Genomic DNA, 15891 nt, shown 5'->3' with positions numbered 1-15891 from the left:
CCTCGCGCACGATCTCAAGCACGAGCGCGACGTCGCGATCAAGGTGCTCAAGCCGGAGCTCGGGGCGGTGCTCGGCGTCGAACGGTTCCTGTCGGAAATCCGTGTTACCGCGAATCTGCAGCACCCGAATCTCCTCCCGCTGTTCGAAAGCGGTGAGGCAGGGGGACTGCTCTTTTACGTGATGCCGTTCGTGGATGGCGAAACACTACGGGCCCGCCTCGAGCGCGAGAAGCAACTGCCGGTAGACGAAGCCGTACGACTGTCGGTCGCCATCGCGCAGGCACTCGACTACGCGCATCGCCGTGGCGTGATTCACCGTGATCTCAAGCCGGAGAACATTCTGCTGGCCGATGGGCAACCGCTGGTGGCGGACTTCGGCATTGCGCTTGCCGTGAGCAAGGCCGGCGGACAACGCGTCACGCAGACCGGCCTTTCGCTCGGCACGCCGCAGTACATGAGCCCCGAGCAGGCCACGGGCGATCGCGTGGTGGATGCGCGCACCGACATCTACTCGCTGGGCGCGATGACGTACGAGATGTTGACCGGCGAGCCACCGCATATCGGCAGCACGGCGCAGGCGATCATCGCGCGGCTCATGACCGAGGAGGTGCGACCGCTTACGACGCAGCGACGCAGCGTGCCCATTCCGGTGGACGCCGCCGTTCGTCGCGCGCTCGAGAAGCTCGCCGCCGACCGTTTCGCCACCGCGGGCGAATTTGCGCAAGCGCTACAGGGCAAAGGCGACGCGTCGACGATGGCGCGCTATTACGCCGCGGCGGAGGGCGCGACGCCCAGTGCCGGTGGAAAGAGAGTCTGGCGGGAGGCCACCGCGTGGGTGGTGGCGGCTGGGGCGCTTGCGGCGATGGCGTTTGCCATGACGAGACCGCCGGACATCACGGATACACCCGTCGTGCGCACCAAGATCGAACCGCCGCCCACCGAGCGGATCATGTCCAACGGCTTTCCGGTGGCCCTCTCCCCGACCGGCGATCAACTCGCCTACGTCACGCAGAGCACCACCGGCTATCGCACACTTGTGCAGCGCGTGGGGGAGATCGATGCGTACACCGAGTTGTCTGCCACGTCGCTGCAAAACCTCGTGTTTTCACCCGACGGCAAGTGGCTCGCCTATACCGACGGTGAGGACATTCTTCGCGTAGCGGCGACCGGCGGGCGTAGCGAGCTACTCGGGAAGCTCCGTCAGTTGACTTCCGTGTCGGCCACACGCGGAAATCTGAGTGCGTCGGCCCTCGCTTGGACGCCGGACGATCAGCTGCTCATCGGGAGTGATGTGGGGCTCTTTGCTATTTCGGCGCGTGGGGGCGTGGTGCGCGCGGTGACCGACACGACCAAGCCGGCCTGGGCGCGATTCCCCCTCCTGTTGCCGGACGGCAAGTCGGTTCTCGTGGCCACCGGGACCAGAGACCTCATGCGTCTGATGGTGGTGTCACTCAAGGATGGACAGCTGGCGGAAACGGGCGTGCGCGCATCGCAGGCGCTCGGCATTGTGGAGGGCCAACTGCTTGTGCAGTCAGATGGCGGTGATCTCTCCGCGATTCCCTTCGACGTAAACTCGAACAAGTCCATCGGCGAACCACTGACCATTGCCCGCGCCGTCGAGGGAGTGGGACTTTCCGCGTCAGGCACGCTCGCGTATCGGCCGGGGTATTCGGCCTTTCACCTCGCGCTTGCGGGAGTCGGCGCCGACCAGCTGCTGCGTTCCGACTCCGCCACCTACCGAAACCCGCGCTTCTCGCCGAATGGTCAGCGCATCGCCGTATCGATCCGAAATGGCGATCGCGAGGACATCTGGATTCTCGATCGCGTGGCCGGCACGTTCACGCGACTCACCACCGAAGGCTTGAATAGCGCTCCGGAATGGACTGCAGACGGGAGGCGGGTGCTGTACAAGACGGTGCGCACGGGTGGTGTTGACGATGGGCCCACCGGCTCCATTCGCATCATGTGGCAACGGATCGATGGCAGTGCGCCGGCCGACGTGCTTTTCGAAGCTGAGCCGGCACTCAATGAAGCTGTGCTGTCGGCCGATGAACGTTGGCTGCTGGTGCGCACCGCACCTGGTGGCAAGACACCACGCGATATTTTCGCGGTAGACCTCAAGGGCGACCGTACGCTGCGGCCCATGGCCATCGGACCAACGTCGGAGATCATGCCGCGCCTTTCGCCTGATGGGCGATGGCTCGCCTATCAGTCGGACCAAGGCGGTCGCGCCGAGATTTACGTGCGTCCCTTCCCGGGTGAAGGTGCGCGCGTGCAGGTGAGCAACGAGGGCGGCAGTGAACCTCTCTGGGACGCGAGCGGGCGCACGCTGTATTACCGAGCGCCGGGGGGCATCACGGCGGTTGCCCTGTCGGTCGGCGCGGAGATCACGTTAGGCGCGCGTCGGCTGGTGTTGCCCAGCAGCGAGGCCGCTGATCCCACGCATCCGTCGTACGACGTGTCACCCGACGGCAAACAGTTTCTCGTGCTGCGCCCGGTCGGTGGAGACACCCAGGCGATCGTGATTCACAACTGGAAACGCGAGTTGCGCGAGCTGCTGCAGCGCGGGCGTCCGAAGTAACCGCGTCCATAAGCGTGACGCGGTAAGTTATTGCGCACACTCTTCACCCGTCCTGCATGACCGATCGCTCCACCACGCTCGCCTCCGTACTCGGCCCCGCCTATCGCCTCGAGCGGGAACTCGGCGGTGGCGGTATGAGTCGCGTGTTCCTGGCCGAGGAAACCGCGCTTGGACGGCGGGTGGTGATCAAGGTGCTCCCGCCTGATACGGTGGCGAGCGTGAACGCCGACCGATTTCGCCGCGAGATTCAGCTGGCGGCGCAGCTGCAGCATCCGGCCATTGTACCGTTGCTGACCGCCGGCACGGGCGAGGGCCTGCCGTGATGGCCCCGCAGGCCAATATGCACTAACCTCCACCTACGGAGGTGCATATGGAGCTATCCAAGAAAACGACGATACTGCTGTCGCCTCAAACCCATCAGTATCTCACCGAGCTCGCGGCCCGGAAAGGCAAGAGCCTCGGGGAGCTTGTGCGCGAGGCCTGTGTGGCGCAATACGGTCTGGCAGACACCAATACACGCGTGGCCGCCGTCGCCGCGTTGTCGGCACTGTCACTGCCGGTCGCGTCGCCCCGCGAGATGAAGCAGGAGTCGGTGCCCAGCCCGCGCGACCTCATGCCGCCGTCGCGATCGCGTGCCAAGCGGTGATGCGCTCTGATCGGCGCGTGATGGCGGGATGATGCTCATCGACGCGAATGTGCTGATGTACGCCGCCGGCGCCGCGCATCCCAACAAGGCGCCCAGCACCCGCCTGTTGGAGCGCGTCGCCTGCGGCGAACTGGCGGCCACGATCGACGCGGAAACGCTGCAAGAGATCCTGCATCGCTATCGCGCCATCGGACGCTGGAAGACCGGTCGCCAGGTCTTCGATCTCGCACGGCAACTGTTTCCCAGCGTCGTGCCCATCTCGGCGGAGATGCTCGATCGCGCGCGCGCCCTGCTCGACGACTATCCCGCACTAATGGCGCGCGACGCGCTGCACGCCGCCGTCGTCATGCACGAAGGGTTCGACGCGATCTGCAGCTACGATCAGGACTTCGATGCGATCACCACGATCACGCGCGTCGAGCCGTGACCGGTGGGCACGTCGCCGCCGTGAGCGCTATCTTTCGGCAATGGCGACACCCACCTCGGCTCAACAGCGATGGCTCCGGCGTGCTCCCGCACGTACGCGGAGGCGCTGATGGCACTGCTTGACATCTTCGCCGAGCTGGAGGCCGCGGTCGCGGACGGCATTGTCGCACGCTATGCCGTCGGTGGTGCGGTCGGCGCAACGTTATAGATTGAGCCGGCCGCCACGCAGGACGTGGACGTCTTCGTAGTCGTCGATCAGTCCGCGTCGCGCTTGCTATCGCTGCCCCCGATCCATGACTACTTCACAAAGCGTGGAGCGGTCGTCCAAAATGAGCACTTGGTCATCGCGGATTGGCCCGTACACTTCCTTCCGGCCACCACACCGCTCGTCGACGACGCGCTTGCACATTCGGTGCGCATGAGCGTTGACGGGCAAGCGGTTGCCGTGCTGTCGCAGGAACACTTGGCCGCGATCGCACTCGAGACAGGGCGATATGAAGGACAAGATCCGGTTATCGCAGTTCTTGGCGTCGGGAACATTCGAGCGATCGCGCTTCGCCGCCCTGGCCGAGCGCTTCGGATTGACGGAGAAGTGGGCTCGCTTCGTGGCGCTGATGGAGGATCAAGCGTGAGATTTTCCATGGACGAAGCGCTCCGCATAAAGCGGGCCTCGCGCGTGGCGATAACGGCGACACCGATCGCCGAAAAGCTGCGCATCCTGGAGCGCTTGCGTGAGCGCGATCGCGCCATCAGGCGCGCCACTATTGCGCCTGAGCAGCGTCCGACGCGTGACGCAGCTTCGTGACCGACCTTCGTGACCGACCTTCGCGCCCGACTCCAAGCCACCCTTGGGCCCGGCTACACCCTCGAGCGCGAACTCGGCGGCGGTGGCATGTCGCGCGTGTTCGTGGCGCGCGAGAACGCGCTCGGCCGCGAGGTCGTGGTGAAGGTGCTCGCGCCCGAGCTGTCGGCGGGTGTGAGCGCCGAGCGCTTTACGCGCGAGATCGCGACGGCGGCGCGGTTGCAGCAGGCGAACATTGTGCCGGTGCTCTCCGCGGGGATGGCGGGCGGCGTGTCGTATTATACAATGCCGTTCGTGAAGGGGGAGTCGTTGCGTGCGCAGCTCACACGTGGCACCACGATGTCCCTGCTCGATCGACTCAACGTGTTGCGCGACGTGGCCCGTGCGTTGGCGTATGCGCATGGAGAAGGGGTGATCCATCGCGACATCAAGCCGGACAACATCCTGCTGTCCGGTGGTGCGGCGGTCGTGATTGACTTCGGCATTGCCAAGGCCATCAGTGCGGCACGCACGCAAGACACCGCCACGCCGCGCACGGACGACGGTACCCTGACCCAGGTCGGCAGCAGTATCGGCACGCCCGCGTATATGGCGCCCGAACAAGCCGTGGGCGATGCGGTCGACCACCGCGCGGATCTTTACGCGTGGGGGGTGGTGGCGTACGAGGTGTTGTCGGGCGCGCATCCGTTTGCGAGCAAGACGGGCACCTCGCAGCTGATCGCCGCGCATATCGCGGAGACGCCAGTGCCGCTCGTCGAACGTGCTCCCGAGCTCCCTCGCGAGGTGGCGGCATTGGTGATGCAGTGCCTCGCCAAGAACCCAACGGATCGCCCCCCCGGCGCCGCCGAGCTCCTTCGGCAACTGGTAGGGGTCGTCACGCCGATGGAGGGAGCGGGCCACACACCGGTCGCGGGGTTCGCGGCGGCGTCATCACACACATCGTCGAGCACCTCGAGCGGGCGACTGGCCGCCATCGTGGTGGCGATCGCGGCCGTGGCGTTCGGTGCCTGGCGCATCACGCGTCAACCTGCCGGTGCGACCGACGCGCCAGCGGCTGCGGTCGCAGCAACCCACGCCGCCGGTGCAACGTCGCCCCGCGCCCTCGTCGTGCTCCCGTTTGCGAGCGTCGGCGGTGATACGGCCAACGTGTACTTCGCCGAGGGCATGGCCGACGAACTCTCGAGCGCACTGAGCAAGGTGAGTGAACTGCAGATCGTCGGGCGCAGTTCCGCCGCGGCGTTCGCCGGTAAGGGCATGTCGGCGCAGGCGATCGGCGAAGCCCTGAAGGTGGGCGCGGTGCTCGAGGGCACGGTGCGTCGCGCGGGCGACCGCTTGCGGGTGAGTACGCAGCTCACCGACGCCACGACCGGTCTGTTGCTCTGGAGCGAGACGTACGAGCGCGCCGCCACCGACGTCTTCGCGGTGCAGGATGACATCGCCAACGCGATCGAGGGGGCGTTGCGCGTGACGCTGGCCGGTGGCACAACCGGCACGGCGACTGCGGCGCGCGGCACCGATAATCTCGACGCCTACGATCTGTATCAGCGCGGCATGTATTTCTATCAGCGCCGCGGTCCGGGGCTGGTGCGGGCGCGGGAGTATCTCGAGCAGGCCATCGCCAAGGATCCGCGTTTTGCGCGGGCCCAGGCGGGACTTGGCCTCACGTGGATTGCACTCGCCATCTACACCGATGTGGCGATGATCGATGCCGTCCCGAGGGCACTCGCGGCCGGCGAACGGGCAGTGGCGATCGATTCGGCATCCGGCGACGGATGGGCCGCCATCGGATTGGCGCGCACCTATCAGCACCGCTGGCGTGAGGCTGACGAGGCGACGCAGCGCGCAGTGCGCGTCGATGGCGCCAGCCCCAGTGCGCTCCTGTATCGGTCGCGACTGCTGCTGGCCACGGGCCGCGTGGATGAGGCAGTCGTCGCCGGGCGCCGCGCCGTGGAACTTGACCCGTTGAATGCGGTGGCGCTGGGTTACGAGGCGCTCACCCTGTCCGTCGCGGGGCAGCACGCCGAGGCGATGGCCGTCGCCAATCGGGCGTGGGAGATCGACTCCACCGTGTCCGGCGTGACGACCTATGCCGTGCTCGCGCTGCACGACGGCGGGCAGGTCACGGAAGCGGTCCGCCGGGCGGAATCGATCATTCGCGCTGATCGGGAGCTCACGCAGGTCTCCGCGGCGATTTACGTCGTCGGCGCGTCCGGCGACACGGCCCGCGCCGCCACGTTGACGCGGAAACTCCCAGCGCAATTCGCTGGGAATCCACGCATCAATTCAGCACTGACAGGTGGCTGGCTGAGTGCCGGTGACACGGCTCAGGCGCTTGCCGCCATGGAGCGGGCCGCCGACGGCTTCGAGATCGGCGTAGTCAACATGCCGCTTGGACACCGTCGCTACGACGTGCTGCGCGCCAGCCCGCGCTTTGCGGCGATCGTGCGCAAATTGGGTCTTGATGTGGCGCTGTTTACGTCGCCGAACGGGGGGCGCCCGCGGTGAGGGACCGCCGCGCCGCCGCGCTGGAGATCGACCTCGCGCACGAGGCGCCCGCTCTCGCGTTGGACGGCGCGTACGAATAAGTGTACGTTCAACTAACTACTCTGGAGGCACGCCCATGCTACCCAATCCGTTGATCACGAGTGCGCCCGAACGTCTCGGGGGAACACCGGTATTTGCTGGTACACGCGTTCCGGTGCAGGGTCTGATCGACTACCTGGAGGCAGGTGATCCCCTGGACCATTTCCTCGATGAGTTTCCCAGCGTGACGCGGGAGCATGCGATCGCCGTGCTCGAGTTGGCGAAGCACGCGCTGATTTCGCCGGCTGCGTAGCGTCCCGGGCGCGTGTTGCTCGACAGCAATCTACCGCGAGCATTCGCCACGCTGCTGCCGGGTCACCGAACGCATACGACGCATCAGCGTCGGTGGTCGGATCTCGATGACGGTCCGCTGCTCGATGCCGCCGAACAAGACTTCGATGCGTTAATGACCATGGATCAGAATCTTCGGTATCGGCAAAATCTACAACACCGGCGCCTTCGAATTATCGTGCTCCGAGCAAAGCGTAATTCATTGCCGGCGCTTGCGCCTATCGCACCTGCGGTGCTGGCGGCACTCGCTGAGGTGCCAGCCGGCGAACTCCGCATCCTGTCCGTCTAACGATGCTGTGCAGCGGGCGGGCGAGTCGCTGCTTGCCACGTTGCTGCACTCAAGGAGCGTCTCGAACGGTGCGCGCGGCTGTCCTCGCGTCGACGGCTCCGGTATCTTTGAGTTGCCTTCCACCCCGAGCGCCGCCGATGGGCCAGACCGTTGAGCTACTGGACTGCATGACCGCGAACCCGGATCAACGCCGGGGGCGTCCGTGTAATCGGGGAATGCGCATGCGGGTGAGCGATGTGCTGGACGAGTTGGCGCTGGTACTGACGGCGGAGCACGAGGGCGAGTTGCGGCCAGACTTGGAGCGTGACGACGTAGGCGCGTGCCTGCGTTTTGCCAGTCGCCGCATGGGAGACCCCGTGCTCGCCGCATGACCGGTGCGCGTCTGGATCGAGGCGCAGTTGCTATCCATCCTCGCGCGTTGGCTGCGCGAAGACGTCGGTAATGACTGACCTTCGCACCCAACTCCAAACCACCCTTGGGCCCGGCTATACCCTCGAGCGCGAACTCGGCGGCGGTGGCATGTCGCGCGTGTTCGTGGCGCACGAGCATGCACTCGGACGCGAAGTCGTGGTAAAGGTGCTTTCGCCCGAACTCGCGGCCGGCGTGAGCGCCGACCGCTTCGCGCGCGAGATCAAACTGGCAGCGGCGCTGCAGGAACCGCACATCGTGCCGGTGCTCGTGGCCGGCGCGACACGTGAAGGATTACCGTATTACACCATGCCGTATGTGCGCGGCGATTCGCTGCGCGCGCGACTGCTGAACGGCCCCGTTGCGCTGGGCGATGCCCTCGGCATTTTGCGTAACATCGCGCAGGCACTGGCCTACGCGCACGAACGCGGCATCGTGCATCGCGACATCAAGCCCGAGAACGTGCTGTTGTCGAGCGGTACGGCGGTCGTCACCGACTTCGGCATCGCGAAAGCACTCTCGGCGTCAAGCACGCACGCGCCAGGCGACACGCCAGGCGACACGCCGGGCAACACGCTCACATCCGTGGGGACGTCCATCGGCACGCCGGCCTACATGGCGCCTGAGCAGGCGGTGGGCGACGAGAACACCGACGCGCGCGCCGATCTGTACGCGTGGGGCGTGGTCGCGTACGAACTGCTCGCGGGCGCGCATCCGTTCGCGCACTGCACTTCACCGCAGTCGCTGGTGACCGCACACATCACGGAAACACCGCGCGCACTGTCCGACGTGCAGCCAACGATCCCGCGCGATGTGTCAGCGATCGTGATGCAGTGCTTGGCCAAGGACCCGCTGCAACGCCCGGCGAACGCGCATGCCGTGCTCGAACGGCTCAGCACCGTCACCACCCCAAGTGCCGAGCAGACTCACCGCCGTCTGATTCGATCGCACCGGCTCGCGTTCGTTGTGCCCGTGATTGTGGCGCTGATCGCCGCGATTGGGTGGTGGGCCACACGCGATCGAGCACCGACGTCGCCAAGCGCCACGGGTAGCGTGAGTTCCATCGCCGTACTGCCCTTCGCCGATATAAGCCCCGATCGCAGGAGCGGATACCTTGGCGATGGCGTTGCCGAAACGCTGATCAACGCGCTCTCGCAAGTGCCTGGCCTCACGGTGTCGGCGCGCACGTCAGCCTTCTCGTTTCGCGATCAGCAGAACGACCTGCGGGCGATTGGGAAGCAGTTGGGTGTGTCCGCGGTCCTCACCGGCAGTATTCAGCGCGCTGGCGATCAGTTGCGCATTACGGCGCGCGCGGTGCGCATCGCGAACGATTCTATCTTGTGGTCGCAGAGTTTCGATCGCCCAGCTTCTGATATTTTTGCGGTGCAGGACGAGGTCGCGCGAGCCGTCGTTTCAGCGCTTCGTCTCACGCTGGCGGCGGTACCCGATTCGACCCGTAACGTCGGTGGTACCACCAACATTGCGGCGTACGAAGCGTACGCGTTGGGCCGGTATCACTGGAATCTGCGCACGACCGAGGGAATGATTCAGGCCACGGCCGCCTTCAAGAAGTCCATCGCCGCCGACTCCACCTACGCGCGCGCGTGGTCAGGGCTAGCCGACGCGTACGTGCTGTCAGTGCCCGGCGAATACAACGTGCCGGGCGTGACCGCCGACTCGATACTTCCGCTGGCAGAAGCCGCCGCGCAACGGGCGATCTCGTTAGCACCGACACTCGGTGAGGCCTACGCATCGCTCGGTGAGGTGCTCGACCAGAGCAATCGGATTCAGGAGAGTCTGTCGGCCTTCGAGCGCGGGCTCGCGCTCAGTCCTGCGTATGCAACGGGTCATCAGTGGTATAGCTACGTCCTCATGTCCTCGGGTCGATGGGACGAGGGCATTCGCGAGATGGAGGCGGCCCACCGGCTCGATCCATTGGCGCACGTCATCACGCTCTCGTTAGCGTTTGCGTACGACGGCGCTGATCGCTTCACCGACGCCTCGCTACTGTATGCGCAGGGACTCGCCCAGCAACCGCAGTCGTGGTACGCGTGGCGCCTCCGTTTCTCGCACGACCTCGCGCTCAAGCGATTCGACGACGCGGCCGAGGCGCTGTTGATGTCGCTTAAGGATCCCGCTACGGACAAGTACGACATCGTGGCGCGATTCGCGCCACGGTGGCGCGACCCCGCCACCCGCGACGCGGCTACGGACTCGCTGATCGCGTCCGGTCCGGCCTTTGCGTCGATCGCGCTGTCGCGATGGATCCGCAGTGACAGCGTGGTGCTGGCTGTCATGCGGCGCATTCCGGGCGACCCGAAAGAAGTCGAGGTACGTTCGGCGTGGGGCGCTATGACGTTACTCGGTCCACGCTTGCGTGCCGATCCGCGCTTCCGGCCAACGTTGCGCGCGCTCGGTTTCCCTTTCGGTATCGAGAGGAAGTGACGTGACCGACCTCCGCACCCAACTCCAATCCACCCTTGGGCCCGGCTATACCCTCGAGCGCGAGCTTGGCGGCGGAGGCATGTCGCGCGTGTTCGTGGCCCGCGAGAACGCACTCGGGCGCGAGGTCGTGGTGAAAGTGATCGCACCTGAACTCGCCGAGGGCGTAAGCGCCGAGCGCTTTACGCGGGAGATCGCCACGGCCGCGCGCCTGCAGCAGGCCAACATCGTGCCCGTGCTCACCGCGGGTGCGTCGGGCGGGGTGCCGTACTACACGATGCCGTTCGTGAAGGGCGAGTCGCTGCGCGCTCTCATGGCGCGCGGTACCGTGCTCTCGCTGCACGACCGCGTGAACCTGCTGCGTGATGTGGCGCGCGCACTGGCCTACGCGCACAGCGAGGGCGTCGTGCACCGCGACATCAAGCCCGACAACATTTTGTTGTCGGCGGGCACGGCGGTGGTGACGGACTTTGGCATTGCGAAGGCCATCAGTGCGTCGCGCACGATCGATGGTGTAGCGCCCGCATCACCCGACGGCACACTCACGCAGGCCGGCAGCAGCATCGGCACGCCGGCGTACATGGCGCCCGAGCAAGCGGTGGGCGATGTGGTGGACCATCGCGCCGATCTCTACGCGTGGGGCGTGGTAGCGTACGAGCTACTGTCTGGCGCGCATCCGTTTGCCGGCAAGGCTGGCCCGTCGCAGTTGATTGCGGCGCACTTGGCCGAGTTGCCCGCGCCGCTGGCGTCGCGTATGCCTGAGCTGCCGCGCGAGGTGGCCGCGCTCGTGATGCAATGTCTCGCCAAGAGTCCGAGCGAACGGCCGGTCAATGCGAACGCGCTGCTGGAACGGTTGGCGACTGTGTCGACGCCGAGCGCCGAGCGTGCGGCCGCACCGGTGCCGGCGTCGCGGCGAGGCGTTATGATGGTCGCCAGCGCGGCGCTGCTGGCGGTGGCGGCTGGAGGACTGTGGATCGCGCGCGGTCGCGCACCCGGTGGCGCGGTCGACGGAAACGCCTCGACCGCAGGTGCGACTGTAGCGGCGAGCCGTGCCGTGGAGCCCGCCGGTGTGATCTCCGCACTCGCCGTGCTGCCCTTCGTGAACACCAGCGGCGACGCGGCCGACGAGTACTTCAGCGACGGCCTCACCGACGAACTCGCGCATGGCTTGTCGAAGCTTCCCGGGCTGCGGTTGGCAGGACGCACGTCGAGCTTCGCGTTCAAGGGCAAGACCATTCAAGCCGCCGAGGTCGGGCGTGCGCTGAATGTGGGGGCCATCATCGAAGGCACGGTGCGACGCGCCGGCAATCGCATTCGCCTCACCGCGCAACTCACGAGCACGCGCGACGGGCAGCTGCTCTGGAGCGACGCCTTCGAGCGCACCGGTGCCGACGTGTTCGCGGTGCAGGATGCGTTTACGAGCGCCATCGTGAGCGCGCTCACGCCGCGGTTGGCGGGCGCGAGCGGCGGCAACGCGAACCCCGCCGCTCGCGCTACCGTGGCGGCGCGCGGCACCACCGACGCGGTCGCCTACGACTTGTACCTCAAAGGGCGCTTTTACTGGGCGCAGCGCGGCGCGGCGGCGGGTGACAGCTCGATCAAGTACTTGGAGGCGACCGTGCAACGTGACTCTACGTTCGCACGCGGCTGGGCAGGACTCGCACTCGCGCACGTCATACGGCCCAACTACAACGCGGCGGTGGATTTCGACGCGTCGGATGCCAGTGCCGAAATCGCCGTCCGCCGGGCGCTGTCCCTCGACTCGACGCTGGCCGATGCGTACGCGGCACGGGGCTTCCTGCTCATGCGACGTCTCGACCTTGCACGGTCGGCCGCAGAGTTCGCCACGGCACGCCGGCTGGAGCCGCAGAACGCCATCGCCGCACATTGGTCGGCGAGCCAGTTTCATGCGGCAGGGGACACCGCACAGTCGGATCGTCAGATGGAGATCGCGCTCACGCTCGATCCGCTCTCTCCGACGACGTTCAATTCGCACGCGCTCATGCTTACGGAACGGCGGCGATTCGGCCCAGCGATGGAGAACTACGGACGCGTGTTTGCGATCAACCCGGCATTCCCGAACACCAGCGTGATAGCGCTCGTATGGTCCGGGCTCGCCGACAGCGCCTTCGCCGTGAGCCAGCGTGGTCTCGCCACCGCTGCGCGCGCGCGCTTCGGCAATGCCATCCTCGCCGCGGCCGCCTCACGCCGTTGGGACGCAGCACGCACGCTCCGCGATCGCATCACCGCTGGCGGGCCGGGGATCACGGCGTACGACCGTGCCATGTCGAGCGTGGTGTTCGGCAACAACGCGGCTGCGGCGACTGCATTCATCGAGCATCTCGAGCATGGCGGCGGTCTCGCGAACATTGCTTTTTCCGTCTGCCACCCGCCCTACGACGCCATTCGCACCGAGCCGGCGTGGAAGGCGTTTCTCGTTCGGCATCGGCTGCGCGAGTGTCCGTATGCGTCGCCGTGGCCGGTGAGTGCGGCGCTGTGATGATGCGGTCGGCCAACCGCAACGATGGAGCAGATGCCCGCGTGACGCGGGGACCGACATCCCGACGATTCGCTCTCGGCGCTGAGGAGCGGTACATTGGCGCTTCAGGGGCATGCAGGACGCCAACGGGGAGAACGTGGTCTATTGCGTGACGTCATGAATCGCCTCGCCGAGGCCCTCGCCGACCGTTATCGCCTCGCGCGTGAACTCGGCGCCGGCGGCATGGCCACGGTCTATCTTGCCGAAGACCTCAAGCACGAGCGCAAAGTCGCGATCAAGGTGCTCAAGCCCGAACTTGCCGCCGTGCTCGGCGCCGAACGGTTTGTGATGGAGATCAAGACCACCGCCGCCATGAGTCATCCGCACATTCTGCCATTGTTCGATAGCGGCACAGCGGATGGGTTTCTGTTTTACGTGATGCCCTACATTCAGGGCGAAACGATTCGCGACAAACTCAATCGTGAAACGCAGTTCGGGGTGGAGGAAGCCGTGCGGATCGCGCGCGAAGTCGCCGACGCGCTCGACTACGCGCATCGCCACGGCGTGATCCATCGCGACATCAAGCCCGAGAACATTCTGCTGCACGACGGGCGCGCGATGGTGATGGACTTCGGCATTGCGCTGGCGGTAAGCGCGGCGGCCGGTGGGCGCATGACGGAGACGGGACTGAGTCTCGGCACACCGCACTACATGAGTCCCGAGCAGGCGACGGCGGAAAAAGAAATCAGCGGTCGCAGCGATGTGTATTCGCTCGCGAGTGTAGTGTATGAAATGCTCGCCGGGCAGCCGCCGCACTTGGGCGGCTCGGCGCAGCAGATCATCATGAAGATCATCACCGAGCCCGCGGAGCCGGTGACAAAGCGGCGAAAATCGGTGCCGGAGAACGTAGCGGCGGCGCTGGCGATGGCGCTCGAAAAGTTGCCAGCGGACCGCTTCGAGAGTGCGGTGGCGTTCGGGGCGGCACTCAACAACGCATCGTTCACATCCGTTCCGAGTCACCGCACGCACAACGGCGGCGCGCTGTCTGCCGGGTGGCGGCAGCGTGTCGCGGTGCCTGCCTTGATTGCCGCCGGCGCGCTGGCACTTACGACCGCGGCGATGATGTGGCGCCCGGCGCCGACGGCGGCGGTGTCGCGGCACCATGTGGATCTGCCCGCCGGAAAGCGCGTGGGCAGCACGCAGTGGTCGCCATTCTCGGTGTCGCCGGATGGATCGAAGCTCGTGTACTCGGGAGAGTCGGGTCGTTTGCTCATCAAGTCGCGCGACCAACTGGAGCCGGTGGAACTGGCGGGAACGGAGGGCGCATTCAATCCGGTCTTTTCGCCCGACGGCTCACAGATCGGCTTCATGAGCCGCGCGCCGGGCAGTGCCGACATCAAAGTGATGCCAGTGGCCGGCGGACCACCAACGACGGTCACGTCCACCGGTGTCGGCGGGCCGGGCGTGGCGTTCGGCTACGACGGCTACATCTACTTCGACGCCAGTGGCGTGGGCCCGTTGATGCGTGTACGTGCGACCGGCGGCGCGTCTGAGGCGGTGTCTGTTCGCGATACCGCGAACGGCGAGCTGCAGCACAACTGGCCCGATCCGCTGCCGAATGGTCGCGGCGTGCTGATGGTGATCGATCGCGGCGGCCCGGGCGTCAACGTGACGACGACGAACGACATCGCGGTGCTGGACCTCAAAACGCACAAGCATCACGCCATCGCGCGCGGCGTGTTCGCGCGATACGTATCGTCGGGCCACGTGCTGTTTGTCACGCCCACCGGCGTGCTGATGGCGGCGCCGTTCGATCAGGATCGCCTCGAGACGACCGGGCCGGCGGTGGCGCTGCTCGAAGGCGTGAGCATACGTCGCGGCGGCGGCGCGGTGGATCTGGCAATTTCACGATCGGGCACGTTGTGGTACAGCGCCGGGTCAGGGTTCACCGATATGGACGCGCTGTCCGTCACGCGAGCTGGCGCATTTTCGCCGATCGATGACGGCTGGACGGGCGCCTTCAGCTCGTTGGCGATTTCGCCGGATGGCTCGCGACTCGCCATTTCAATCCATGAGATCAGTGGCGAGCAGATCTGGATCAAGCGACTCACGCCCAAAGGGGCCCTGTCGAAGGTGACATTCGACGGCGTGAACGGCGCGCCGGCGTGGAAGCCGGACGGTACCGAACTGCTCTACGTGGCGCCCTTCAAACAAGACCACAACCTGTTTTCGGTGCGCGCTGACGGCGGCAGCCAGAAGCCGACGAGCGTGATGCGCGGCAACAGCCGGGCGTACACCGCATCGTGGAGCAGGGATGGCCGCTGGATTGTGTTCGAGACGTTCGGCCAGCTGGACATGATGGGTTCAGGGCGGGACATTTCGGCGTTGCGCGCCGAGTCGGACTCGGCGCCCGTGGTGCTGGTGAACTCGCGGTTCGCGGAACGCAAACCATCACTGTCGCCCGACGGACGTTGGCTGTTGTACCAAGGGAGTCAGACGGGTACGCTGGAGGTGTACGTCCGACCGTTCCCGAATACCACGCAGGCGCTGTATCAGGTATCGACCGGAGGCGGAACGAGTCCGAAGTGGTCGCGCGATGGGCGCGAAATATTCTACGAGAACGCGAGCACCGAATTGATGCGCGTTGCGGTCACCCCTGGCACCACGTTCGCGTTCGCGGACCCGCGCGTGCTCTTCTCGTTGCGTGGTGTGACCGATTGGGACGTGATGCCCGACGGACAACGGTTTGTGGTGATCCGCGAGCGTGCGACACAGCAGCGCAGCAAGCTGGTGGTCGTGGAGAATTTCGTGGACGAATTGCGCCGAAGGATCCCGAACTGATCACCGAGCGACTCATGGCGGCGCTCGGCCGTAGCTATCGGCTCAAGCGTGAACTCGGTGTTGACGGCATGGCCACCGTGTACGTCGCGCACGATCTCTAGCA

At 66.1% G+C, this 15891-nt stretch carries 13 protein-coding genes; all 13 read left to right on the top strand.

Annotation, left to right across the window (positions count from 1 at the left end):
• On the top strand, positions 1-2581 hold a 2581-nt coding region (locus ACLL97_RS16325), incomplete at its 5' end, for a protein kinase domain-containing protein (protein ID WP_411281543.1).
• A gap of 56 nt (positions 2582-2637) precedes the next feature.
• On the top strand, positions 2638-2904 hold the full coding sequence (locus tag ACLL97_RS16320; RefSeq protein WP_411281542.1) for a protein kinase domain-containing protein: 267 nt from the start codon (positions 2638-2640) through the stop codon (positions 2902-2904).
• Between the two features lie 47 nt (positions 2905-2951).
• Positions 2952-3227 (top strand): hypothetical protein, encoded by a 276-nt coding sequence (locus ACLL97_RS16315; RefSeq protein ID WP_411281541.1) that lies wholly within the window; start codon positions 2952-2954, stop codon positions 3225-3227.
• 28 nt (positions 3228-3255) lie between these two features.
• Complete coding sequence (locus ACLL97_RS16310) at positions 3256-3654, top strand: type II toxin-antitoxin system VapC family toxin (RefSeq protein WP_411281540.1); 399 nt, start codon at positions 3256-3258, stop codon at positions 3652-3654.
• 493 nt (positions 3655-4147) lie between these two features.
• Entirely contained in the window at positions 4148-4285 is a 138-nt protein-coding gene (locus tag ACLL97_RS16305) for a hypothetical protein (RefSeq protein ID WP_411281539.1), read from the top strand.
• Positions 4282-4458 carry a hypothetical protein gene (locus tag ACLL97_RS16300; RefSeq protein ID WP_411281538.1) on the top strand — a complete coding sequence of 59 codons (177 nt, stop codon included), beginning with the start codon at positions 4282-4284 and terminating at the stop codon, positions 4456-4458. Before ACLL97_RS16305 ends, ACLL97_RS16300 begins: the two co-directional genes overlap by 4 nt.
• 9 nt (positions 4459-4467) lie before the next feature.
• Positions 4468-6960 carry a protein kinase domain-containing protein gene (locus ACLL97_RS16295; RefSeq protein ID WP_411281537.1) on the top strand — a complete coding sequence of 831 codons (2493 nt, stop codon included), beginning with the start codon at positions 4468-4470 and terminating at the stop codon, positions 6958-6960.
• A 115-nt stretch (positions 6961-7075) separates the two neighbouring features.
• Positions 7076-7291 carry a DUF433 domain-containing protein gene (locus ACLL97_RS16290; protein ID WP_411281536.1) on the top strand — a complete coding sequence of 72 codons (216 nt, stop codon included), beginning with the start codon at positions 7076-7078 and terminating at the stop codon, positions 7289-7291.
• A gap of 12 nt (positions 7292-7303) precedes the next feature.
• A complete protein-coding gene (locus ACLL97_RS16285) occupies positions 7304-7618 on the top strand; it encodes a hypothetical protein (protein ID WP_411281535.1) in 315 nt (104 codons plus the stop codon).
• Positions 7619-7755: 137 nt separating this feature from the next.
• A complete protein-coding gene (locus tag ACLL97_RS16280; RefSeq protein ID WP_411281534.1) occupies positions 7756-7989 on the top strand; it encodes a DUF433 domain-containing protein in 234 nt (77 codons plus the stop codon).
• Positions 7990-8059: 70 nt separating this feature from the next.
• On the top strand, positions 8060-10471 hold the full coding sequence (locus tag ACLL97_RS16275) for a FlgO family outer membrane protein (RefSeq protein ID WP_411281533.1): 2412 nt from the start codon (positions 8060-8062) through the stop codon (positions 10469-10471).
• Between the two features lies 1 nt (position 10472).
• Positions 10473-12968, top strand: a complete 2496-nt coding sequence (locus tag ACLL97_RS16270; protein ID WP_411281532.1) for a protein kinase domain-containing protein — start codon at positions 10473-10475, stop codon at positions 12966-12968.
• Between the two features lie 156 nt (positions 12969-13124).
• Positions 13125-15788 carry a protein kinase domain-containing protein gene (locus ACLL97_RS16265; RefSeq protein ID WP_411281531.1) on the top strand — a complete coding sequence of 888 codons (2664 nt, stop codon included), beginning with the start codon at positions 13125-13127 and terminating at the stop codon, positions 15786-15788.
• Positions 15789-15891: the final 103 nt, after the last annotated feature.

The organism is Gemmatimonas sp. (assembly GCF_046594945.1).
Taxonomy (GTDB): Bacteria; Gemmatimonadota; Gemmatimonadetes; order Gemmatimonadales; family Gemmatimonadaceae; genus Gemmatimonas.
The sequence above is the reverse complement of the archived record's forward strand: the minus strand, read 5'-3'. Positions and strand labels throughout refer to the sequence as shown.

What these genes read in the sequence shown, in the direction of transcription:
- ACLL97_RS16320 (WP_411281542.1), top strand. Translation starts at nt 2,638, where the DNA reads ATGACCGATCGCTCCACCACGCTCGCCTCCGTACTCGGCCCCGCCTAT.
- ACLL97_RS16315 (WP_411281541.1), top strand. Translation starts at nt 2,952, where the DNA reads ATGGAGCTATCCAAGAAAACGACGATACTGCTGTCGCCTCAAACCCAT.
- ACLL97_RS16310 (WP_411281540.1), top strand. Translation starts at nt 3,256, where the DNA reads ATGATGCTCATCGACGCGAATGTGCTGATGTACGCCGCCGGCGCCGCG.
- ACLL97_RS16305 (WP_411281539.1), top strand. Translation starts at nt 4,148, where the DNA reads ATGAAGGACAAGATCCGGTTATCGCAGTTCTTGGCGTCGGGAACATTC.
- ACLL97_RS16290 (WP_411281536.1), top strand. Translation starts at nt 7,076, where the DNA reads ATGCTACCCAATCCGTTGATCACGAGTGCGCCCGAACGTCTCGGGGGA.
- ACLL97_RS16280 (WP_411281534.1), top strand. Translation starts at nt 7,756, where the DNA reads ATGGGCCAGACCGTTGAGCTACTGGACTGCATGACCGCGAACCCGGAT.
- ACLL97_RS16275 (WP_411281533.1), top strand. Translation starts at nt 8,060, where the DNA reads ATGACTGACCTTCGCACCCAACTCCAAACCACCCTTGGGCCCGGCTAT.
- ACLL97_RS16265 (WP_411281531.1), top strand. Translation starts at nt 13,125, where the DNA reads ATGAATCGCCTCGCCGAGGCCCTCGCCGACCGTTATCGCCTCGCGCGT.